The 20861-nt window shown below is 46.8% G+C and carries 21 protein-coding genes and 3 pseudogenes; 19 read left to right on the forward strand and 5 right to left on the reverse strand.

From position 1 onward, the window contains the following. Positions 1 to 246: 246 nt before the first annotated feature. The 5 genes and pseudogenes from A5N84_RS02940 to cysS form a co-directional block, all read right to left on the reverse strand. Positions 247 to 951: a hypothetical protein gene (locus A5N84_RS02940; protein ID WP_158008625.1), complete on the reverse strand. Its 705-nt coding sequence runs from the start codon at positions 949 to 951 to the stop codon at positions 247 to 249. Positions 952 to 1021: 70 nt separating this feature from the next. Next, a complete protein-coding gene (gene betT / locus A5N84_RS02945) occupies positions 1022 to 3025 on the reverse strand; it encodes a choline BCCT transporter BetT (RefSeq protein WP_198923740.1) in 2004 nt (667 codons plus the stop codon). 69 nt (positions 3026 to 3094) lie between these two features. Continuing rightward, positions 3095 to 4789 carry a choline dehydrogenase gene (gene betA, locus A5N84_RS02950; RefSeq protein WP_072281216.1) on the reverse strand — a complete coding sequence of 565 codons (1695 nt, stop codon included), beginning with the start codon at positions 4787 to 4789 and terminating at the stop codon, positions 3095 to 3097. Between the two features lie 110 nt (positions 4790 to 4899). Beyond that, positions 4900 to 6341, reverse strand: a pseudogene (betB, locus tag A5N84_RS02955) (betaine-aldehyde dehydrogenase). Between the two features lie 339 nt (positions 6342 to 6680). Continuing rightward, positions 6681 to 8061 (reverse strand): annotated as a pseudogene (cysS, locus tag A5N84_RS02960) (cysteine--tRNA ligase). Between the two features lie 63 nt (positions 8062 to 8124). On the opposite strand from cysS, the gene A5N84_RS02965 reads away from it, so the two are divergent. The 19 genes and pseudogenes from A5N84_RS02965 (at position 8125) to A5N84_RS11480 (ending at position 20664) form a co-directional block, all read left to right on the forward strand. Next, positions 8125 to 8700 (forward strand): peptidylprolyl isomerase, encoded by a 576-nt coding sequence (locus A5N84_RS02965; protein ID WP_072281217.1) that lies wholly within the window; start codon positions 8125 to 8127, stop codon positions 8698 to 8700. A gap of 33 nt (positions 8701 to 8733) precedes the next feature. Continuing rightward, the gene (locus tag A5N84_RS02970) at positions 8734 to 9225 is read left to right on the forward strand and encodes a peptidylprolyl isomerase (RefSeq protein ID WP_072281218.1); all 492 of its coding nucleotides are present in this window, start codon (positions 8734 to 8736) and stop codon (positions 9223 to 9225) included. A 21-nt stretch (positions 9226 to 9246) separates the two neighbouring features. Next, the gene (locus A5N84_RS09440) at positions 9247 to 9477 is read left to right on the forward strand and encodes a metallophosphoesterase family protein (RefSeq protein WP_078055532.1); all 231 of its coding nucleotides are present in this window, start codon (positions 9247 to 9249) and stop codon (positions 9475 to 9477) included. Further along, entirely contained in the window at positions 9425 to 10012 is a 588-nt protein-coding gene (locus A5N84_RS13265) for a UDP-2,3-diacylglucosamine diphosphatase (RefSeq protein ID WP_078055535.1), read from the forward strand. The genes A5N84_RS09440 and A5N84_RS13265 overlap by 53 nt, the downstream gene beginning before the upstream one ends. A 20-nt stretch (positions 10013 to 10032) precedes the next feature. Continuing rightward, entirely contained in the window at positions 10033 to 10506 is a 474-nt protein-coding gene (locus A5N84_RS02980; RefSeq protein ID WP_072281219.1) for a CBS domain-containing protein, read from the forward strand. A gap of 12 nt (positions 10507 to 10518) precedes the next feature. After that, positions 10519 to 11250 (forward strand): ArsB/NhaD family transporter, encoded by a 732-nt coding sequence (locus A5N84_RS12420; RefSeq protein ID WP_269844257.1) that lies wholly within the window; start codon positions 10519 to 10521, stop codon positions 11248 to 11250. Continuing rightward, positions 11178 to 11855 carry an ArsB/NhaD family transporter gene (locus A5N84_RS12425; RefSeq protein ID WP_269844258.1) on the forward strand — a complete coding sequence of 226 codons (678 nt, stop codon included), beginning with the start codon at positions 11178 to 11180 and terminating at the stop codon, positions 11853 to 11855. The genes A5N84_RS12420 and A5N84_RS12425 overlap by 73 nt, the downstream gene beginning before the upstream one ends. Positions 11856 to 12025: 170 nt before the next feature. After that, positions 12026 to 13453: a cytochrome-c oxidase, cbb3-type subunit I gene (gene ccoN, locus A5N84_RS02990; RefSeq protein WP_072281220.1), complete on the forward strand. Its 1428-nt coding sequence runs from the start codon at positions 12026 to 12028 to the stop codon at positions 13451 to 13453. Between the two features lie 13 nt (positions 13454 to 13466). Then, positions 13467 to 14081 carry a cytochrome-c oxidase, cbb3-type subunit II gene (gene ccoO, locus A5N84_RS02995; RefSeq protein ID WP_072281221.1) on the forward strand — a complete coding sequence of 205 codons (615 nt, stop codon included), beginning with the start codon at positions 13467 to 13469 and terminating at the stop codon, positions 14079 to 14081. A gap of 5 nt (positions 14082 to 14086) precedes the next feature. Beyond that, entirely contained in the window at positions 14087 to 14272 is a 186-nt protein-coding gene (locus A5N84_RS03000) for a cbb3-type cytochrome c oxidase subunit 3 (protein WP_072281222.1), read from the forward strand. A gap of 58 nt (positions 14273 to 14330) precedes the next feature. Next, on the forward strand, positions 14331 to 15119 hold the full coding sequence (gene ccoP, locus A5N84_RS03005) for a cytochrome-c oxidase, cbb3-type subunit III (RefSeq protein ID WP_158008626.1): 789 nt from the start codon (positions 14331 to 14333) through the stop codon (positions 15117 to 15119). A gap of 216 nt (positions 15120 to 15335) precedes the next feature. Further along, entirely contained in the window at positions 15336 to 16706 is a 1371-nt protein-coding gene (ccoG, locus tag A5N84_RS03010; RefSeq protein WP_072281223.1) for a cytochrome c oxidase accessory protein CcoG, read from the forward strand. Positions 16707 to 16711: 5 nt separating this feature from the next. Then, a complete protein-coding gene (locus A5N84_RS03015; protein WP_072281224.1) occupies positions 16712 to 17203 on the forward strand; it encodes a FixH family protein in 492 nt (163 codons plus the stop codon). Next, the gene (locus tag A5N84_RS03020) at positions 17200 to 18558 is read left to right on the forward strand and encodes a heavy metal translocating P-type ATPase (RefSeq protein ID WP_072281225.1); all 1359 of its coding nucleotides are present in this window, start codon (positions 17200 to 17202) and stop codon (positions 18556 to 18558) included. Before A5N84_RS03015 ends, A5N84_RS03020 begins: the two co-directional genes overlap by 4 nt. A gap of 8 nt (positions 18559 to 18566) precedes the next feature. Further along, positions 18567 to 19028: pseudogene (locus tag A5N84_RS13270) on the forward strand (heavy metal translocating P-type ATPase); the annotation flags it as partial. 34 nt (positions 19029 to 19062) lie between these two features. Continuing rightward, the gene (locus A5N84_RS03035) at positions 19063 to 19410 is read left to right on the forward strand and encodes an HAD-IC family P-type ATPase (protein ID WP_072281226.1); all 348 of its coding nucleotides are present in this window, start codon (positions 19063 to 19065) and stop codon (positions 19408 to 19410) included. A gap of 96 nt (positions 19411 to 19506) precedes the next feature. Beyond that, positions 19507 to 19791, forward strand: coding sequence for a cbb3-type cytochrome oxidase assembly protein CcoS (ccoS, locus tag A5N84_RS11475; protein WP_233119888.1), 285 nt, complete (start codon positions 19507 to 19509; stop codon positions 19789 to 19791). Then, positions 19788 to 20447, forward strand: a complete 660-nt coding sequence (locus tag A5N84_RS03045) for a sulfite exporter TauE/SafE family protein (protein ID WP_072281228.1) — start codon at positions 19788 to 19790, stop codon at positions 20445 to 20447. Before ccoS ends, A5N84_RS03045 begins: the two co-directional genes overlap by 4 nt. 97 nt (positions 20448 to 20544) lie before the next feature. Then, positions 20545 to 20664, forward strand: a complete 120-nt coding sequence (locus A5N84_RS11480; protein ID WP_233119889.1) for a LysR family transcriptional regulator — start codon at positions 20545 to 20547, stop codon at positions 20662 to 20664. Positions 20665 to 20861: the final 197 nt, after the last annotated feature.

The following is a 20861-nucleotide window of genomic DNA, read 5'->3' on the forward strand; positions in this document are numbered from 1 at the left end:
GACTATATAAGCGCAAAACACATCGACACCCACTCACCTAATTCAACCATTAAAACCACAACCATCACATCAACAATCTTTTCTAAAAAATAGACGATTTATTCAGCCACCCAAATAAAAAAATTCATGATCTACTAAATCAATATCTCTATATCTCATTAAAATTAAATACGAGAATAAAACGCCATACAAAAAATCCCCCATAAACTGGAGGATTGTAAATACTCAATAATCGCGCAATTCATCTTATCTTTTCTCAAGACGCTTATAAGGTATGCGGTTTGTACCAAGCTCAGAAATAGTAAATTTATTCGCATCTTTAGACACCAATAATTCCTCTAAAAATATATGAGCTTCAACTATTTCTTTAGTTGGAACTAAAACAGATTCTACTGTTCTCGTACCTTGTATAAAAAGACCATCCTCTTTATTAGTAATTGTTTTAAATTCCGCCTTCCAAGTATTGATATTTTTTAAAAAATCTTTGTCTTTTGCGCTAAGTTCTGTTTCAGGTATAACATCACCGGTACAATCATTATTTTTATACTGCAAAAAACCAGTAGGTGTCATAGCAATATCCCACTTATCTGATTCTTTTGTGGCTTTAATTTTTCCCAATATCGCAAATCCAATATCAGGTATATCGTGAATCACACAATGCATCCAATCACCTTGCAAAGCTTGCGCAATTTCTTTTGCCGTACTGTTTGCAGACAAAGGTTTTGCGGATTGATTCACCAAATCGTTAGAGCTATTTCCAGCACAAGCCGATAAGGTAGCGCCTATTGTTATTAATGCCATGGCAAAACTTGTTTTAGTAAAATATTTTTTCATATTAATGCTCCATAAAATTTTTGTAAAAAAGACGCTTAATAATATAACAAAACACCGAAGGGTTGCTCGGTGTTTTGTTATTTTGGCGCTTAATCTTGAGTTGTAGCGTTTACTCAAGGATTACGCCAATCCATGGTAAATTAGATTTATTCTTCGTGAATAAAATGCATATGACGCTCGTATTGATTCAAAATATCGTTGATAATCTGACCTTTACTGTATCCCATAACGTCATACCCTTGACCGCCTTCGCGCAAATAAACCTCCGCGCGCCAATAGGTTTCTTTTCCATCGACTTCTTTATAGGTATTGCCACTGGCTGAGTAGACAAAGGTGGTTTATACGCTTTGGTTGGCACGACCTGATAGACAAAATCCATAGCGTCATCGTGTTTGGTTTGTAAGCTTACACTGAAAGTCTCTTCATCAAAGCTATACTGCGCTTCCACGCCATTTTTGCTGAGTTCGGTTTTAACTTCTTCCATAGCGCTTTGGATGCTTTCGCGGATAAAGATTTCTACTTGTGCGCGCTTAGGATAGCTAATGATGCGTGAGAGGCGCTTTCTCCAGCTGATGCCTTCGCCAATAGAATGCGTGAAATCGATACCGCCTGCATTGCGCTTTTTGCCTTCAAGGCGCAAGCTCCGCATTAATGCCCACATATAGAGCAATAAAACCGCTGAAAATGGCAATCCAGAAATAACCACTACAGCTTGCAAGGATTCAAATCCGCCAGCAAATAATAGTCCCAAGGTAATCAAACCAATACCGCATGCCCAAAATAAGCGCAACCATACAGGCGCGTCTTCTTCAGGGGATAACCCTTTAGTAGAGAGATTAGCCAAAACCAATGCGCCAGAATCTGCTGAAGTTACAAAGAATATCAACCCAACAATCACCGCAAGGCTTGACCAAAACATTGTCCATGGATATTCATCTAATAGCGCAAATAAGCCCATTGCAGGGTCAGATAAGGCAATATCCCCAATGCTGGTAATACCATTAACATATAAATCAATGGCGCTATTGCCAAAAATGGAGAACCACGCAAAGATAAATCCTAGTGGAATGAATAAAACGCCAAAGACAAATTCACGCAAGGTGCGTCCGCGTGAGATGCGCGCAATAAACATTCCTACAAAAGGTGCCCATGCAATCCACCATGCCCAAAAGAAGATGGTCCATGAGGCTTTCCAACCGCTGGCTTCACTGCCTTGATAGGCGTAAAGGTCAAAGGTTTTCGCCATCAGGGTTTGGAAATAATCCCCAATATTTTGCACAAAGGCATTAAGTAAAAATACGGTTGGCCCCATAGCAAGCAGGGCAATTAATAATAAGGTCGCCAAGCCCATATTAATTTCAGATAAGCGCCGAACACCGCGCTCTACACCACTCATCGCCGATAAACTCGCCACCACAATAACAGCAATAATAATAATGGTTTGCACCATTTTACTGCTTTCAATGCCAAAAATATGGGTCATGCCTGCGTTGGCTTGTAAAACGCCAATCCCTAAGCTGGTTGCAATCCCAAAAATGGTACACACTATGCCGAAAGTATCGACTGTATGCCCCATCCAACCACGCGCACCTTTTACGCCCACCAATGGCACAAGCGCACTGCGCAAAGCAAGCGGTTGACGTTGGCGATAAGAAAAATACGCCAAAGACATTCCTATCAGCGCATAAATACCCCAACCGTGGATTCCCCAATCTAAAAAGGTTGTCGCTAAGGCAATGCGCGCGGCTTCAATTTGCTCTGGTCGACCGCCAGGGGCAACTAAAAAATGGCTAAGCGGTTCAGATGCCCCAAAAAACAATAAATCAATGCCAATCCCTGCGGCAAATAACATCGCCGCCCAAGTAAGCAGTGGAAAATCAGGCTTGGCATGGTCAGGACCAAGCTTAATATCGCCGTAGCGGGATAGTCCGATGATGAGCATACAAAGCAAATAAGCCGCTACAACCAGCATGTAATACCAGCCTAGGCTATCTGAAATCCAAGTAGAGGCGCCCCACAGTAATTCACCGCTTTGCTCAGGGAAAATCATAGTATAGAGCACGGTGAGCACGGTGATGGTGCTGGCAATATAAAACACCACTTTGTTCAAAGATGTTTGATGACTCAGTGAATCACTTTTTGGCGGCGACACCTGAGGCTGTTGCTCGCGATTGTTGGTTTTAGTGTTCAAAACTCTCTCCAAATATATAGGGTTTAAAAAGCCTTGCACTGGGCAAGGCTTTGTAATATTGAAAATTCTTTAAAGGGTTTCTGTGTTACTAGCGCTTGATTCCTTTTTAGGGGCATTTTTTCCTGCCACATAATACGGCGCATCAGATTTTGGCAAAGGCGCTCGCCCACGGATTTTATCTGCAATTTTTTCCGCCATAGCGATAACCGTGGCATTCAAATTCCCTGTAATAATGCGCGGCATTAAAGAAGCATCGACAACGCGTAGATTTTCCATGCCATGCACCCGACCTTGTCCATCTACAACACAATCCTCACCCTCTCCCATGCGACACGTCCCGCAAGGATGATAAGCGGTTTCCCCATGTTGACGCACAAAAGCATCCAGTTCTGCATCACTTTGCAAATCAGCACTCGGAGAAATCTCTTTACCAGCATAAGGCGCTAATGCAGGTTGGGCAAAAATTTCACGCGTAATCCGAATGCCTGCGCGAAATTCACGCCAATCTTGTTCATGACTCATGTAGTTAAACAAAATGCTTGGCGCGATATTGGCATCTCGGCTTTTAAGTTTAATACGTCCGCGACTAGGAGAGCGCATAGACCCCATATGCATTTGAAAGCCATGCGCATCTACAGCATTGCGTCCATCATAGCTCACCGCGACTGGCAAGCAGTGATACTGGATATTAGGCCATTCAAATTCATCACTTGAGCGAATAAATCCACCTGCCTCAAACTGATTGCTTGCGCCAATGCCTGTGCCTAAAAATAACCATTCTGCGCCAATCATAGGTTTATTCCACCATTTCAATGCTGGCGCAAGTGAGACAGGCTTTTTGCATTCATACTGAATATAAAGCTCTAAATGGTCTTGCAAGTTATTTCCCACACCCCAAATATCAGCCACCACATCAATGCCTAATTCTTTAAGCCACTCAGCAGGACCTACGCCACTGCGTTGTAGAATTTGTGGCGATTGAATCGCGCCTGCGCACAAAATAACTTCACGCTCAGCAAAAATACGCTCTTTGTTATCTTTGATAAACACATCCACGCCAATGGCTTTCTTGCCATCAAATAAAATTCTATCTACCAAAGCATGCGTTTGAATCGTCAGATGCTCGCGGTGTTTAACGCGATCAAGATAGCCACGCGCGGTAGAAGAGCGACGCCCTTTGGGCGTTACAAAACGATCCATCGGGCCAAATCCTTCTTGCTGATACCCGTTTAAATCCTCTGTGCGCGGATAACCTGCTTGCACCCCTGCCTCAATCATCGCTTGGAATAATTCATTATTATTTTCTTTCGGCGTGGTTACCGATACAGGACCATCTCCGCCATGATAGGCATTCCCCCCAATATCGCGACTTTCCGCCTTGCGATAGTAAGGCAACACATCATGATACGTCCAATCTTCCAACCCATCACGTTTTGCCCAATGGTCAAAATCTAGCGCATTCCCACGGATATAACACATGCCATTAATCAACGACGAGCCCCCTAAACCTTTCCCACGCCCACAATCCATACGGCGATTATCCATATTGGGTTCAGGGTCGGTTTTAAATGCCCAGTTATAGCGCGTGCCCTGCAGTGGATAAGCTAATGCCGCTGGCATTTGCGTGCGAAAATCCAAACGATAATCTGGACCACCCGCTTCTAATAATAAAACCGACACCCCTTCATCTTCTGTTAAGCGCGAAGCCAGCACATTCCCCGCTGACCCCGCACCGATAATAATATAATCATATTTTTTTTTCATAAATATCCCTTTAAATTTATAGCGTTACATCAAGCAGTTCATCTAATTTATTGCTAAAAGTATCACAAAAAAACGCACATACTTTTGGCAAAAAGCGTATTACGCTAAGTCTAAAAAGCAGGCGTAAATGGTGCTAAAGAGAGCATAATCGATTTATTGCGCGTATAGGACAACAGCGTCTCCACCCCATTTTCACGCCCCACACCCGATTGCTTATAGCCCCCCACAGGCACAGACTCAGGCGAATCCCCCCAAGTATTCACCCAACAAATCCCAGCCTGCAATTGATGAATAAGCTTATGCGCACGGCTAATATCAGGGCAAACCACCCCAGCTGCCAAACCATAAGTGGTCTCGTTAGCACGCTCAACCGCCTCTTCCTCACTGTCATAAGCCAAAATACTCATTACAGGGCCAAAAATCTCTTCTTGCACAATCGCCATATCATCTTGACAATCGCTAAACACAGTAGGCTCAACAAAAAACCTTTATCCCCCACACGCTCGCCACCAATCACCAATCTAGCGCCTGCTTGTTTGCCTTTTTCGATATACTCTAAAATCTTATCCAACTGCGCTTGACTAGCAATTGGGCCAAAATTGGTTTTTTCATCCATTGGATTACCCAACCGAATGCGTTTAACGCGCGTTACAACCGCCTGCTCAAACGCCTCTAACATCGATTTAGGCACAAATACGCGCGTCCCGTTGGTGCATACTTGCCCCGAACTAAAAAAGTTTGCCATAACCGCCACATCCGCCGCCATCTCAACATCGGCATCTTCTGTGATAATCAAAGGAGATTTCCCCCCTAATTCCATCGTTACCATCTTAAGCGAACTTTCTGCCGCCGCTGCCATCACTTTTTTACCCGTCGGCACACTGCCAGTAAATGAAATTTTAGCGATATCAGGATGATTTGTAATTGCCGCCCCCACTTCACCTGCCCCCAACACCACATTAAACAACCCATCAGGCAACCCAGCCTCTTGATAAATTTCTGCTAATTTAAGCGCTGTTAACGGCGTTACCTCACTAGGTTTAAACACCACCGCATTCCCTGCCGCCAAAGCAGGCGCAGATTTCCACAAAGCAATTTGAATAGGATAATTCCAAGCGCCAATCGCGCCCACCACGCCTAAAGGCTCTAAGCGCGTATAAGCAAATGCTTCTGCCGAAAGGGGGATTTGCTTACCTTCAATCACAGGCGCCAAGCCAGCATAATATTCCAACACATCCGCACCCGTAACAATATCCACCGCCTTGGTTTCGCTAATCGCTTTACCTGTATTTTGCGTTTCCAACTCCGCCAATTCATCATTACGCTCACGCAAAATCGCCACCGCTTTTTGCAAAATACGACCTCGCGCCATCGCGCTCATGTCTGCCCATTCTTGCTGAGCTTTAGCCGCCACCGCAACCGCCTCATCAACCTGCGCTAGACTAGCAAAAGCCATTTCAGCCAACACACTGCCATCAGCAGGATTGATTACCTCTGCCTGCGCCTTATCAGCAGACACATAAGCGCCATTAATCCAAGAAGAAATCATCATAACTAAACCTTTTTATTAATGAATTTAAAAATGCGTATAACTTTGTGTTATCAATAGAAATTCTCAAAAATAGAGAAAAGAGGGGCGAGTGTAGCACAGCCCATCTATTCCCCCAAAAAAATCTAAATAAATGGTAAATCCCTCAGCGCTTCCTCTTTGCTTTCCCATAAAAGCGAACCGCCAAATACCCAACCTAGCGCCAGCGCCTGCTGATAAGCAACTACCCAAAAATGCGCTTCCTCACACTTTAACCATCATCAAATGCGACCCGCTAACGGGGCGATTGGGAGGGGAATGGGTCGGTGTATCCTCATAAGGCGCGACACGCTAAAGATTGCGCTATTGATAGCGCCACGTTGTCCCACTTGCCCCATCTTCAATCACCACGCCCTGCGCCGCTAATTGTGCGCGAATGGCATCTGCTTGGGCAAAATCTTTATCTTTTTTTAGCTTGCGCACGTTTAGCAATAAGCGCCTCAATCTCGCTACTTTCCATGCCTTTTTCGGCTTGACGCGCTTGTAAAAACTGCTCGGGTGGGCGCGTTAATAATCCCAAACGTGCCGCTAACGTTTTAAGTGTATGCGCCAAATCAACTCGCTTTTTATCATCAGCCTTATTTAAACGCCGCGCCAAATCAAACAACACCGCCAGCGCCTTTGGCGTATTAAAATCATCATTCATCGCCAGCATAAACAAATCCACTTCCGCCTCTAACAACGCACCTTCTTGTGCAGGCGCTTCTTGCAAAGCGGTATATAAGCGCGTGAGCGCGCGTTTAGCCTCCTGCAAACCTGCATCACTATAATTTAGCGGGCCGCGATAATGGCTGGCCAAAATAAAATAACGCAACACCTCACCATCAAATTGCTTTAGTACCTCGCGCACAGTGAAAAAATTGCCCAATGATTTAGACATTTTTTCATTATCAATCTGCACAAACCCATTATGAATCCAGTAATTAACATGCTGATGCCCCAAACTCGCCTCACTTTGCGCAATCTCGCATTCATGATGCGGAAATTTCAAATCCATCCCCCCGCCATGGATATCAAAGTGCGCGCCTAAATTCATCTGCGCCATCACAGAACATTCAATATGCCAACCTGGTCTTCCCGCACCCCAAGGCGAATCCCAACTCGGCTCTCCCTCTTTAGCGCTTTTCCACAAAACAAAATCCAACGCATCGCGCTTCTCACCACTCACCTCCACCCGCTCACCAGCGCGCAACTGCGCTAAATTTTGATTGCCCAACTTGCCATAATCCGCAAAACTCTCAATTGCAAAATACACATCGCCATTTTTCCCCACATAAGCATGATTTTTAGCAATCAAAGTCTCAATCATCGCAATCATTTGCACAACCGCCTGCGTCGCGCGCGGTTCATGATCTGGCGACAAACACCCCAAAGCCGCCTCATCCTCATGCATTGCCTGAATAAATCGCGCGGTAAGCGCCTCAATGGATTCACCATTTTCACGCGCGCGCTGAATAATTTTGTCATCAATATCTGTAATATTGCGCGTAAAATTCAAACGATACCCCAACTCGCGCAAATGCCTAGCAATCACATCAAACACCACCATCACCCGCGCATGACCCACATGGCAATAATCATAAACCGTCATACCACAGACATATAACCCCACTTCATTCTCATGGATTGGCGAAAAACGCTCTTTTTTACGCGTTAAACTGTTATAAAACTGCAAATTCCTCATACCTTTCCCACCTACAGCGACAAAATTTGCTAGTATAAGCGCTTATTTCTAACAGGCAAGAAAATGAAAAAACTCCTCTTACTTTGTGCTTTGGTCGCAGGAAGCGCCTACGCTAACCCAGTGGTTAAACTCCAAACCAATCGTGGCGATATTCTTTTAGAGCTCGATGAAGAAAACGCCCCCACAACTGTTGCGAATTTCTTACGCTATGTTGAGGACAATCATTATGACGGGACAATATTTCATCGCGTCATCGAAGGCTTTATGATTCAAGGCGGTGGCTTTGACAAACAGCTACAAGAAAAATCCACGCGCGAACCAATTGCCAACGAATCCCATAACGGACTTACAAATAACCGCGGCAGCATCGCCATGGCGCGCACCAGTGAACCACATTCTGCAACCAGCCAATTTTTCATCAACACAGTGGACAATAATTTTCTCAACAAAGGCGAGAGAGACCCTTATGGTTATGCGGTTTTTGGTCAAGTCATTGACGGCATGGACGTTGTAGATGCCATCGCCGCCACCCCAACAAAACGTTTTGCTCGACATGGAAATGTCCCCACACAACCCATTGAAATTATCGATGCGGTAATTGTAGAACCCTCTACACAAACCCAAACAACAACACACTAAATCCACAATTTATTAACAAAAAAGGACAAAAACATGATTAGATTTAGCACCAATAAAGGCGACATTGACATCGAACTCGACTTCGACAACGCCCCCATCACCGCAAAAAACTTCCAGCAATACGCTGAAGAAGGCTTTTATAACGGCACCATTTTCCATCGCGTCATTCCTGGTTTTGTTTTACAAGGTGGTGGCATGCAATCAGGAATGAAAGAAAAGCCCACCCGCGCCCCCATTGAAAATGAAGCCGATAATGGGCTTAAAAACGACCGCGGCACCCTCTCCATGGCGCGTACCCAAGACCCACATTCTGCTAGCTCACAGTTTTTTATCAACCTTGTTGATAACAACTTTTTAAACCACAGCGGAAAAAATCCCCAAGGTTGGGGCTATGCTGTTTTTGGTAAAGTCGTTGCAGGCATGGACGTTGTTGATAGCATCGCCAAAACCCCAACAGGACGCTTTGGCATGCATTCAGACGTCCCCACAGAAGACATCATTATCGAAAACACCACCATTCTCTAACCCTAACCGCTTAGGCACGCCATGCATTTAACCTCTCCCGCGCGCCTAAGCGCCCCCATCTACTTTTTAGCCGACGTTCATTTAAGCGAAGCGCAAGACGCCATCACCCAAGCCTTCACCCAAACCATCACCCTACTCACCGCACAACAACCACAAGCCGTTTTCATCCTAGGCGATTTATTCAATTATTACCTAGGCGATACCCTCATCACCCCTACCAACGCCACATTGCCAAACATCTACACACCCTAAGCGCCCACACCCCCCTTTTTATCAACACGGCAACCGCGACTTCCTCCTCAATCAAACCTACGCCCGCCTAAGCGGACTCACCCTACTGCCCGAGCGCTACAGCTTTACCCTTCCCCCACCTGCCCCTCATCTTCCCCCCCATCAACTTCTTCTTGAACATGGCGACCTACTTTGTCGTGACGACCACGGCTATCAGCGCCTGCGCAAATTCCTACGCCACCCACTCACTCAACGCCTCTATCATCACCTCTCCCCAGCTCTCAAACACCGTCTTGCGCGCTATTTACGCCAGCAAAGCCAACAACGCGGACAATACAAATCCCCAAGCCATACCGACGTTACCCCTGATTATATCGACACCCTATTTAAACAACACCACGCCAACATCCTCATCCATGGGCATACCCACCGCCCACAAATCCATCATCATCCCCAAGGCACTCGCTACGTCTTAGGGGATTGGCACCCACACGGCAAAATATTGTGTTACCATCACGGAAAATTTTGTTTACTAGAAAGTCATGAATTAATATAAATCCGCCATAAGGAGCCCCTATGCAACACACCTGTGCCGACATCCTCAGCCCAAATCCCATCCTCTTACACCCCAAAACCACCCTATTAGAAGCACTCAACACCATCCGCCATGCTGGTGTACGCTATCTTCCTGTTGTAGATGAACACAATGAATTTAAAGGAATTTTTTCCTCCCTTACCCTTCTCACCTTACTCCTTCCCAGCACCATGAGCATCAACATGGGCACCCCTTTAGTCGATTTAAACTTCATGACCACCAACCTAGAAGAACTACGCGAACAACTCAGCCACTGCCAACACGAACCCGTTTCCAACCACCTCACCAGCAAACTCTCCACACTCACGCCACAAAGCACCATTATGGAAGCCATCCACCTACTATATGACAAACACGCTCACGTGGTCGTCTTACAACCCAACAGCCAGCAATTTGTCGGCATTATCACCATTAGCACCCTACTGTCTGTCATTCAATCCACCCCAGAAGCCTAACCGAGACCCTCTATGCAACATATCACCCACTCCAGCGCAATCTTTGGACTCAACCCCATGTGGTTAAGCGGCATCATTTTAATCCTCGTTTACATCGTCCTTATCAGCGAAAAAATTAACCGCGCCATCATCGCCCTAATCGGCGCCTTCATCATGATTTATGCAGGATTACTCAACCAACACCAAGCCATAGAAGCCATTGATTTTAATACTATATTCTTATTAATTGGCATGATGATGATGGTTTCTATCACCGCAAAAACAGGGGTTTTTCAATACGTTGCCATCAAATCTGCCAAAATCGTACGCGCAAATCCTATTGGCATCATGCTCATGATTGCCAGCATCACCGCCGTCTTTAGCGCCCTATTAGACAACGTCACCACCGTTTTACTCATCACACCCGTTTTGCTATTAATTACCGAACAACTACAAGTCAAAGCCTTCCCCTACCTCTTTACCACCATTATCGCCTCCAACATCGGCGGAACCGCCACCATGATTGGCGACCCTCCAAACATCATCATAGGCTCAGCAACCCACCTTAATTTCAGCGACTTTCTTTATCATATGGCGCCCATCGCAATTGTCATCATGCTCTGCCTATGCACCTTATTTTGGCTTATTTTTTCAAAAAGCTACAAGCCAACCTCAAAGCACGCGCCCGCATCATGCGCTTTAACGAACGAGAAGCCATCACCAACCCCGCACTGCTCAAACAATGCGCAGCCGTTTTCGCATTAGTCTTAATTGGATTTTTTATAGGACACAGCCTACATCTTGAACCTGGCACAGTCGCCCTCTCAGGCGCCTCCCTACTCATGTTATTAGCCTATGGCAGACAACATTCTGAAAAACAAAGCGAATCCGTCCATCATGCCTTTGCCGAAGTCGAATGGATAACCATCTTCTTTTTCATGGGTCTATTTATGATAGTAGGTGCGGTAGAACACTCAGGGCTTCTATCCCTTATGGGTGAAAAACTCCTCGCCGCCACAGACGGCAACATAGAAAAAATGGCCTTTGCCGTCTTGTGGGTCTCTGCCCTTCTCTCCTCTTTTTTAGACAATATCCCCTTTGTCGCCACCATGATTCCCTTACTCGACAGCGCCGCCCAGCAAATTCCCGACAGTGGCAACTTTGACACCGTTTGGTGGGCATTAGCCCTTGGCGCGTGTCTAGGAGGCAACGGTACACTCATCGGCGCAAGCGCCAACCTCACCGTAGCTGCCTTTGCAGAGAAAGCCAAACAACCCATCGGCATGCTTGCATTTACCAAATGGGCATTCCCACTAATGCTTCTCACCGTTTTGCTGGCTCACTTTTACCTCTGGTTGCGGTATTTTTAATCTTAAAAAGATAATAATTAGACACATCTTTTTGATTAACTTAATAATTATTCTTATCTAACAAGCAAGAAACTTTCTAAATAAATTGTTAAATTTATAGGAAATGGTATAATTTCTGCGCGTCGCGCAAGCGACACTCCTAGGATTATTTTTTTCATGAGGCAAAACAGATGACACCAGATACCACTTATAATTATCGGATTGTCAAACAGTTTACTTGGGCATCCATTGTATTTGGCGTAATTGGCATGCTAGTTGGCGTGTTGATTGCAGCGCAATTGCGTTGGCCTGAGTTAACCGACGGCATCCCCTACCTAGTTTATTCTCGCATCCGCCCACTGCACACCAGCGCAGTGATTTTCGCATTTGGCGGTAATGCTTTATTTGCCACCTCCTATTACATCGTCCAGCGGGTTTGTTCGGTGCGCCTAATCTCCGACAAAATGGCTGCTTTTACCTTCTACGGATTTAACCTTGTTATCCTAGGCGCAGTCTTTACCTACCCACTGGGCTTTACACAATCTAAAGAATATGCCGAGCTCATTTGGCCTTTAGATGTTTTACTTACCATCGTTTGGGTTGCTTATGGCTACGTCTTTTTCTTTACCATCGGCAAACGTAAAGAAAAACATATTTATGTAGGATTATGGTTTTATGGTGCTTATATCATCGCCGTTGCTATCTTGCATATTTTCAACAACCTAGCCCTACCCATCGACTGGTTACATTCTTATCCTGTTTATTCAGGCGCAGTGGATGCCATGGCGCAATGGTGGTATGGGCATAACGCTGTAGGCTTTTTCCTTACCGCAGCATTCTTGGGCATGATGTATTATTTTGTCCCTAAACAAGCTGAACGCCCAATTTATTCCTATCGCTTATCTATCGTGCATTTTTGGGCGCTTATCTCCATTTATATGTGGGCAGGGCCGCACCATTTGCACTACACCGCACTCCCTGATTGGACGCAATCACTAGGCATGGTATTTTCTATCATTCTCTGGGTGCCTTCATGGGGTGGCATGATTAACGGCATGATGACCTTATCAGGCGCTTGGCATAAACTTGTTACCGACCCAATTATCCGCTTCCTATTCGTCGCACTTGCTTTCTACGGCATGTCTACCTTCGAAGGCCCTATGATGGCAATCAAAGAAGTAAATGCCCTCTCGCATTACACCGAATGGACTGTTGGACACGTTCACTCAGGCGCTCTTGGTTGGGTAGCTATGATTACCATGGGCTCTATCTATCACATGTTACCACGCCTATATGGCAAAACCGTTATGCACAGCAGTCGCTTAATTTTCGTGCATTTCTGGTTAGCCACCATTGGCATCATCTTATATGTAACCTCTATGTGGGTAGCTGGCATCATGGAAGGCTTATTGTGGCGTGAGACTTTTGCCGATGGCACCCTCACCTACACCTTCGTAGAAATTCTCAGCAAAAAATACATCTTCTATTTTGTGAGATTCCTTGGTGGTGTCTTCTTCCTAAGTGGCATGGTACTTATGGCTTACAACTGCATCCGCACCGCACTTGAACCTGCTAGACCTGCCGTTGCGTCAACTAAGACTCAACCGCAAACAGCTTAAAAGGAGCGATACAATGAATTTTTTAAGTCATGAGAAAATTGAAACCAGTGTAGTCGTGTTAGGTGTGCTCACTGTAGTTGCTGTTATTTGGGGTGGATTGGTGCATATTGCACCACTGCCTTTTGATAAAAGCTTAACCACCTCAGAATACGTTAAACCTTATGAGCCTTTGCGTTTGGCGGGTTTTAACATTTTTGTTAGTGAAGGATGTTATGGCTGCCACTCTCAAATGATTCGTCCATTTCGCTGGGAAACCGAGCGCTATGGGCATTACTCTGTCGCCGAAGAATCCATCTACGACAGACCTTTCCAGTGGGGTTCTAAACGTACTGGTCCAGATTTAGCGCGCGTGGGAGGAAAATACTCCGATGACTGGCATTATCTACACCTCCTCAACCCACGAAACGTTGTGCCTGAATCTAATATGCCAAGCTATCCATGGCTTGCCGAAAGACCAGCAAACATCACACTCACTGAGAAAAGTATTCGCACCAAAATGCGCCTAGGCGAACCCTATACGCAAGCAGATATCGACTCAGTTGCAAGCGCCTTAGAAGGCAAAACAGAAATGGACGCACTCATTGCCTATCTACAAGGGTTGGGAGTAGCATTTAAGGAAAATAGGTAAGCATTATGAGCGCTTGGGCATTTGCAACCATTGTTTTATTCACATCATTTGTTTTGCTGTGTGTCGTGTTGTTTTTGCCCTCGCGCAATCAAGCTTATAAAGATGCCGATAAACTAGCGTTAAAAGATGAGCAAGAAATCATTACGCCTCGGCACAAAAAATTACATCATGATGAGGAAACAAAACTATGAATGTCGCAATATTTGTAGGGGTCGTAACCATAGCGCATTTAATTGCTTATGCCTATTTGTGCGTTGGACGAGCAAAGTCAAACCCAGTGATAACGCCGCAGAAGGCGAAATAATCAAACATGAGTGGGATGGAGATTTATGTGAACTAAACAACCCACTACCTGGTTGGTGGTTGAAACTATTTTATTTCATGATTGCAGTTGGCGCTGTTTATTTAGTCCTTTACCCTGGCGTATTTGCTGATAAATTTGATGGACTATTAAATTGGTCCCAAATTCAGCAATACGAGCGAGAAAGCTCTAAAGTTGATTCTAAAGCCTCTGAATATTTTGCTGTTTACGAAAGTAAAAGTGTCGAAGAACTTGCACAAATTCCCGAAGCGCTCGCCTCAGGACGACGCATTTTCTTAAACAACTGTGCCGTATGCCATGGAACTGATGCTGGCGGTATTTCAAGTAGCTATCCCAACTTAACTGATAACGATTGGATTTGGGGTGGCAAGCCTGAGAATATTGTAACCACCATTACTAATGGTCGCATCGGCGCAATGCCTGCAGGTGGTGCCCTACCTGATACCAGCGATGAAACCCTAACCGCGGTTGCTCATTATGTTATGCAACTTGGTGGGCATCCTGCCGACGAAACATTGGCACAAAAAGGACAAGAATTATATGCACAAAGCTGTATTGCTTGCCACGGTGCAGACGGCACAGGAAATCAAGCGCTTGGCGCACCTAATCTTGCTGATGATGTTTGGTTATATGCTGATAGTGCAAATGTCGAAGACATTAAATCACAAATCATCAACCCAAAAATTATCAAATGCCTGCATGGCATGATGTATTAGGGGATACGCGGATTAAAGTAGTAGCAGCTTATGTCTATTCATTAAGCCATTAAAAAAACTCTCTCGCTCAAGCCCATCGCAAACCAGCTGGGCTTTTTTATATCTGTATTACATGAAAGATAACCGCTTAAAAACTAAAGTTATGTTATGATTGTGCGCATAAATTAAAAACAACAATATCTACTAATTCTTATTAATTATCATAATGTTGGCACTATGGCAGAACAAATTCAAACCCTCTACGAAAAGCACGTTAAAATTAGACCACGCCCTGTAAAAGGTCGTTTTCAAAATCTCCGCGTAATCGCAGTTATCAGCTTATTATTTATTTTCCATGCTTTGCCTTTTATCCCATGGCATGGGCGCCAAGCTATTTTATTCGACCTTGCCGCAAGGCGGTTTTATATTTTCGACCTTAATATTTGGCCGCAAGATTTTATCTTACTGACCTTTGTTCTGCTTGGATTAGCGCTCATATTATTTTTTGTAACCGCTTTATTTGGGCGCGTGTGGTGCGGTTATGCCTGCCCCCATACGGTCTACACTGAAGTATTTATGTGGATAGAACAACGTATTGAAGGCAACCGCTCCGAACAACTCAAGCTCATGCGCCAACCATGGAATACACAAAAAATCATCAAACGCTTTGGAAAATATGCCTTATGGTCTGCCTTTGCATTAATAACTGGCATTAGTTTTGTGGGATATTTCACTCCCATTCGTCCCCTAATTGTTGATTTTTTCACCCTCCAAGCCAGTACAAGCGCTTATTTTTGGGTTGGTTTCTACGGATTGTTCTGCTACCTACAAGCTGGGATTGTGCGCGAGCAGTTTTGCAAATACATTTGTCCTTATGCTCGCTTTCAAGGCGCGATGTTTGACCAAAATACCCTCATCATCGCCTATGATGAGCAACGTGGCGAACCCCGCCGCCGCCTAAAACGCAAAGACCGAGAAAATCCAGAAAATCTAGGATTTTGTGTCGACTGCACCATGTGCGTACAAGTGTGCCCTACGGGCATTGATATCCGCGAAGGTCTGCAATTAGAGTGCATTGCCTGCGCCGCCTGTATTGATGCCTGCGATAACGTGATGGATCAAATCAACGCCCCGCGCGGACTCATTCGCTACACCTCTTCAAACAAACTTGCAGGAATCGACACCAAGTTTTTACGCCCCAAAACCATCGGCTATGCCATGATTTTAACCATTGCCTTTGCATTATTTGTCCTTAGCATTGTGCAAAAAAGCAACGTAGACATGAACATCCTACGCGACCGCAACGTCCTTGCGCGCACCATCTCCAACAACCGCGTGCAAAATATCTACACCATTAAAGTCCTCAACAAAACCGAACAAACCCGACTATTTAATTTAACAGTCAGCGGATTAGATGGATTAGAAATTGATGGCGAAACCACCTTCAGCGTTGAACCAGCAGCCGTTTATGAAGAAGTTGTGCGCGTCAATGCGCCAAAATCAGCACTTGAGAACGTCTCTAACGAACTCACCTTCAGCGTCAGCCCAAGTGATAATCCCAAAGACGCCAGCCGTCAAACCAGTAAATTCTTAAAACCTCTACGTTAAAAATCATGCAAGAAAAACAATCCCACCCACACATTCCTTGGTATAAAAACCATATTCTTCTTTTGATTATCTTTATCCCCTTTGCAACCGTCTGCGCTAGCATGTACACCATCTACCTTGCTATTAGTAGCAAAGATGCGCCTGTACTCGATGGCTACTACAAAACAGGTGTCTCCCCCAACAAAATAAATCTAAACGACCAAAACATCCAAAGCGCCACCCTAGACCCCACCCGCGCCCTTCTCATCCTAAAGCGCACAACCTCCAGCAAAGAACCCCTCACACTCACCCTTGAGCATCCCACCATCGCCGCCTCCGACCACACCTACCCGCTTATCGCCAGCGCCGATAACCAATACCCCCTCCCGCAAGAAATCCTCACCCACCTAAAAAATCAACGTTGGTATCTCAAACTCACCCCCCAAACCAACCCCAACTGGCGACTCCACGCCCAAAGCCAAAACACCACCACCCCCATTGTCTTTCATACTCCATGAGCCAGCATTGCTACCATTGCCATAGCGCCATAGCTCAAGGCACAGCCGTTAGCGCCACCATCAACGGACAGACTCAGCAATTCTGTTGCCATGCCTGCCTAGGCGTTGCCAGTCTCATCGACCAACACAACCTCAACCAATATTATCAAGTTCGCCAACAAGCCAGCCCGCGCCCCAATCAAAACCACGACCAAAGCCACTGGCAAGCCTACGACATCGACGCCATCGCCCAACAATACCTCCACAGCGACAACGATTCACACGAACTCCACCTCTATCTTGACAACATCCACTGCGCCGCCTGCGCATGGCTTATCCGCAGCGCCCTACAAGACATCCACAACCTACAACACATCCACATCAACACCACCACCGCACGCGCCCAAATTCGCTGGCATAAAGACCACCCCCTAAAACTTAGTCAACTGCTACAAACCCTCGACCAACTCGGCTACCCGCCACATCTCCATACCCCAGAGCAAAGCGAACGCCACTACCACCAACAACGCAACCAACAACTCCTACGCCTTATCATCGCAGGACTAGGCAGCATGCAAGTAATGATGCTCTCCACAGGACTCTACACTGGCGCTTTTCACGGCATTGACCGCAATTATTCCGAACTCCTACGCTGGGTCAGTCTCGGCATCAGCATCCCCGTATTGTTTTACAGTGGTCATCCTATTTTAAAAAGTGCTTGGCAAGGGCTTCGCCAGCGCCACATCAACATGGATCTTCCCATCGCACTCGCCACAGTAGGCGCCTTTATCGCCAGCGCCTATCATACCCTCCTTGGGCAAGGCGAAGTTTATTTTGACTCCGTCACCATGTTTATATTCTTCATCTCCATTAGCCGCTTTATCGAATTTCTCACTCGCCGACGCGCTCAACACAACGAACACCGCTTCGCCCGCCTACTGCCCGACGCCGTCTACAAACTCATCAACAACACCCCCCAACTAGTCCCCCTAAACACCATCCAAACCAACGACCACCTCCACATCCCCCCCACCCACACCATCCCTGTAGATGGCATCATCCAAACAGGCACCACCCGTATTGACCAATCCATGCTCACAGGTGAAAGCGACGCCCTTTACAAACAAACAGGCGACACCGTCCTAGCAGGCACAACCAACCTAGAAAGCCCCATCACCCTCAAAGCCACCCAAACAGGACAACAAACCACCCTAGCAGGCATTCGTCGCCTCATCGCCCGCGCCGAACAACACCGCTCACAAAAACTCAAACGCAGCGAAACCATCGCCCAAAACGCCATCCTTCTCGTCCTCATTCTCGCCATTGCAGCTACCTCATCTGGCAAACCATCGACCCCAGCCGCGCCTTTGAAATAGCACTGGCCATCCTCGTTGCCACCTGCCCCTGCGCCCTCTCACTCGCCACCCCCAGCACCCTCACCGCCGCCCTAAACAACGCCCACCGCCACGGCATCCTCATCAAAGACAGCCAAACCCTAGACAAACTCACCCAAATCAAACACATCATCTTTGACAAAACAGGCACCCTCACCCAAGGCACCCCCCAACTCATCGCCGAACAATACCAAAGCCCCCATAGCGCCCACACCCTCTGGCGCATAGCCAAAACCCTCGAAAGCCACAGCACCCACCCACTAGCGTGGTATTTCATCCAACAACCGCACCCCACCTATCCTGCCACCAACATCCACCATCAAAACAGCGCAGGCATCAAAGCCACCATCAACCAAGAAAACTGGCTCATCGGCAGCAAAGCATGGCTAATCCAAAACCACCCCCACCTACAAATCCCACAACCCACACAAAACGGCACCCACGTCTACCTCGCCACCGCCGACCAACTACACGCCACCTACATCTTTGACGACCCCCTACGCCCCGACCTCCCCCACCCTCCTACAAAGCCTAAGCCCCTACACCCTCCACATCGCCAGCGGCGACCGCCAACAAACCGTCAAACACATCGCCACCCAACTCAACATCCCCAACCATCGCGCCCAACTCAGCCCCGAAGACAAACTCCACTATCTAGAAAGCCTAAAATCCCCCACCCTCATGATAGGAGACGGCATCAACGACGCCCCCGTCCTCGCCGCCGCTCACGTCTCCATTGCCGTAGGCAAAGCCAACCCCCCTAAGCCAAACCCACGCCGACATCGTCCTCCTAAACCAAAGCCTACACGCCATACCCTACCTCCTACGCCTTAGCGAAAAAAGCCAACGCCTTATCAAACAAAACCTAATTTGGGCAAGCGCCTACAACCTCACCATCCTCCCCCTCGCCCTCAGCGGACACCTCACCCCATGGCTTGCCGCACTAGGCATGTCCCTAAGCTCCCTCCTTGTTGTCGGCAACGCCATGCGCATACATCACACCCAACCCCCAACCCAACCCACCGCCCAAGCATGAACATCCTCTACCTTCTTATCCCCATCTCACTAATCATCGTTTGCATCGCCATCCTCGCCTTTCGCTGGGCCATCAAAAACGACCAATTTGACGACATGACCGCCCCCAGCATGATTCCCCTACTAGACGACACCGACGACGAACGCCAACGCCAAACCCCACCTAAAGACCCCAAATGAACCCCAACCACAGCGCCCTACTCCTCACCGCCCTCGCTACAGGATTAGCAGGAAGCGCCCACTGCCTAAGCATGTGCGGCAGCATCAACGCCACCCTCTCACTCAACACCCAGCACAAACGCCACCTCCCAAGCTATCACCTCGGACGCCTTCTCAGCTACACCCTACTCGGCAGCCTCCTAGGACTTATCCTCCCCTTACTAGGACTAACCCTCCACCAACCCAAAACCGCTCACCTCATCCGCCAACTCACCAGCCTCCTCATCATCGCCACAGGACTCTACCTATTATTTGACCTCACCCTCATCCGCCGCCTCGAACGCTACGGACTCATCCTCTGGAAACCCCTTGCCCGCCTAACCCAAAGCCTGCTTCCCATCCAAAGCCACAGCGACGCTCTTCTCATCGGACTACTCTGGGGACTCCTCCCCTGCGGACTCATCTACACCGCCCTCGTCCTCGCCATCAGTAGCGCCAACCCCCTCATCGCCGCCCTCATCATGCTCAGTTTTGGCATCGGCACCCTCCCCGCCATGCTCAGCATCAGCCTCTTTTCAGGCATCATCCTACGTACCCTCGCCCATAGTTATGGCAAAAAAATCCTAGGACTTTTCATCATCACCCTAGGCAGCTGGACACTCCTTGCCCTCCACTAGCCATAAATTTCACAAATACAATCATATTTTTTCCTTTCAATAAAGAAAATTAAACGGTAGAATGGGTGAGATTTTTTAAACCATTATTGACAACACTATGATTACATTACGCCAAATCCAATTCGCCCTTGCCGTAGAACGCCACCAACATTTCAAACGCGCCGCACAAGAATGCAACATTTCCCAATCCGCACTCAGCCTAGCATCGCCGAACTAGAAAAAAATCTAGGAGTCGTTTTATTTGAGCGCAACAACAAACAAGTCCTCGTCACCTCCATTGGCAAAGAACTACTCGAACGCGCCCGCCAAATCTACCTAGACGCCCAACAACTCGTCGAACGCGCCCATGCCGAGCAAAACCACCTCAGCTTCTCCATGAATATAGGATTTATTCCCACCATCGCCCCCTACCTA

The organism is Rappaport israeli (assembly GCF_001888055.1).
In the GTDB taxonomy this organism is placed as follows: domain Bacteria; phylum Pseudomonadota; class Gammaproteobacteria; order Cardiobacteriales; family Cardiobacteriaceae; genus Rappaport; species Rappaport israeli.

Bases quoted from the DNA above. Each gene is read 5' to 3' on its own strand.
- A5N84_RS02970 (WP_072281218.1), top strand. From the start codon at position 8,734: ATGATTAGATTTAGCACCAATAAAGGCGACATTGACATCGAACTCGAC.
- betA (WP_072281216.1), bottom strand. From the start codon at position 4,789: ATGAAAAAAAAATATGATTATATTATTATCGGTGCGGGGTCAGCGGGG.
- ccoG (WP_072281223.1), top strand. From the start codon at position 15,336: ATGGCAGAACAAATTCAAACCCTCTACGAAAAGCACGTTAAAATTAGA.
- A5N84_RS02980 (WP_072281219.1), top strand. From the start codon at position 10,033: ATGCAACACACCTGTGCCGACATCCTCAGCCCAAATCCCATCCTCTTA.
- ccoO (WP_072281221.1), top strand. From the start codon at position 13,467: ATGAATTTTTTAAGTCATGAGAAAATTGAAACCAGTGTAGTCGTGTTA.
- A5N84_RS02965 (WP_072281217.1), top strand. From the start codon at position 8,125: ATGAAAAAACTCCTCTTACTTTGTGCTTTGGTCGCAGGAAGCGCCTAC.
- A5N84_RS12420 (WP_269844257.1), top strand. From the start codon at position 10,519: ATGCAACATATCACCCACTCCAGCGCAATCTTTGGACTCAACCCCATG.
- A5N84_RS09440 (WP_078055532.1), top strand. From the start codon at position 9,247: ATGCATTTAACCTCTCCCGCGCGCCTAAGCGCCCCCATCTACTTTTTA.
- A5N84_RS03000 (WP_072281222.1), top strand. From the start codon at position 14,087: ATGAGCGCTTGGGCATTTGCAACCATTGTTTTATTCACATCATTTGTT.
- A5N84_RS11480 (WP_233119889.1), top strand. From the start codon at position 20,545: ATGATTACATTACGCCAAATCCAATTCGCCCTTGCCGTAGAACGCCAC.
- A5N84_RS03015 (WP_072281224.1), top strand. From the start codon at position 16,712: ATGCAAGAAAAACAATCCCACCCACACATTCCTTGGTATAAAAACCAT.
- ccoS (WP_233119888.1), top strand. From the start codon at position 19,507: ATGGCTTGCCGCACTAGGCATGTCCCTAAGCTCCCTCCTTGTTGTCGG.
- A5N84_RS03020 (WP_072281225.1), top strand. From the start codon at position 17,200: ATGAGCCAGCATTGCTACCATTGCCATAGCGCCATAGCTCAAGGCACA.
- ccoN (WP_072281220.1), top strand. From the start codon at position 12,026: ATGACACCAGATACCACTTATAATTATCGGATTGTCAAACAGTTTACT.
- A5N84_RS03045 (WP_072281228.1), top strand. From the start codon at position 19,788: ATGAACCCCAACCACAGCGCCCTACTCCTCACCGCCCTCGCTACAGGA.
- A5N84_RS12425 (WP_269844258.1), top strand. From the start codon at position 11,178: ATGCGCTTTAACGAACGAGAAGCCATCACCAACCCCGCACTGCTCAAA.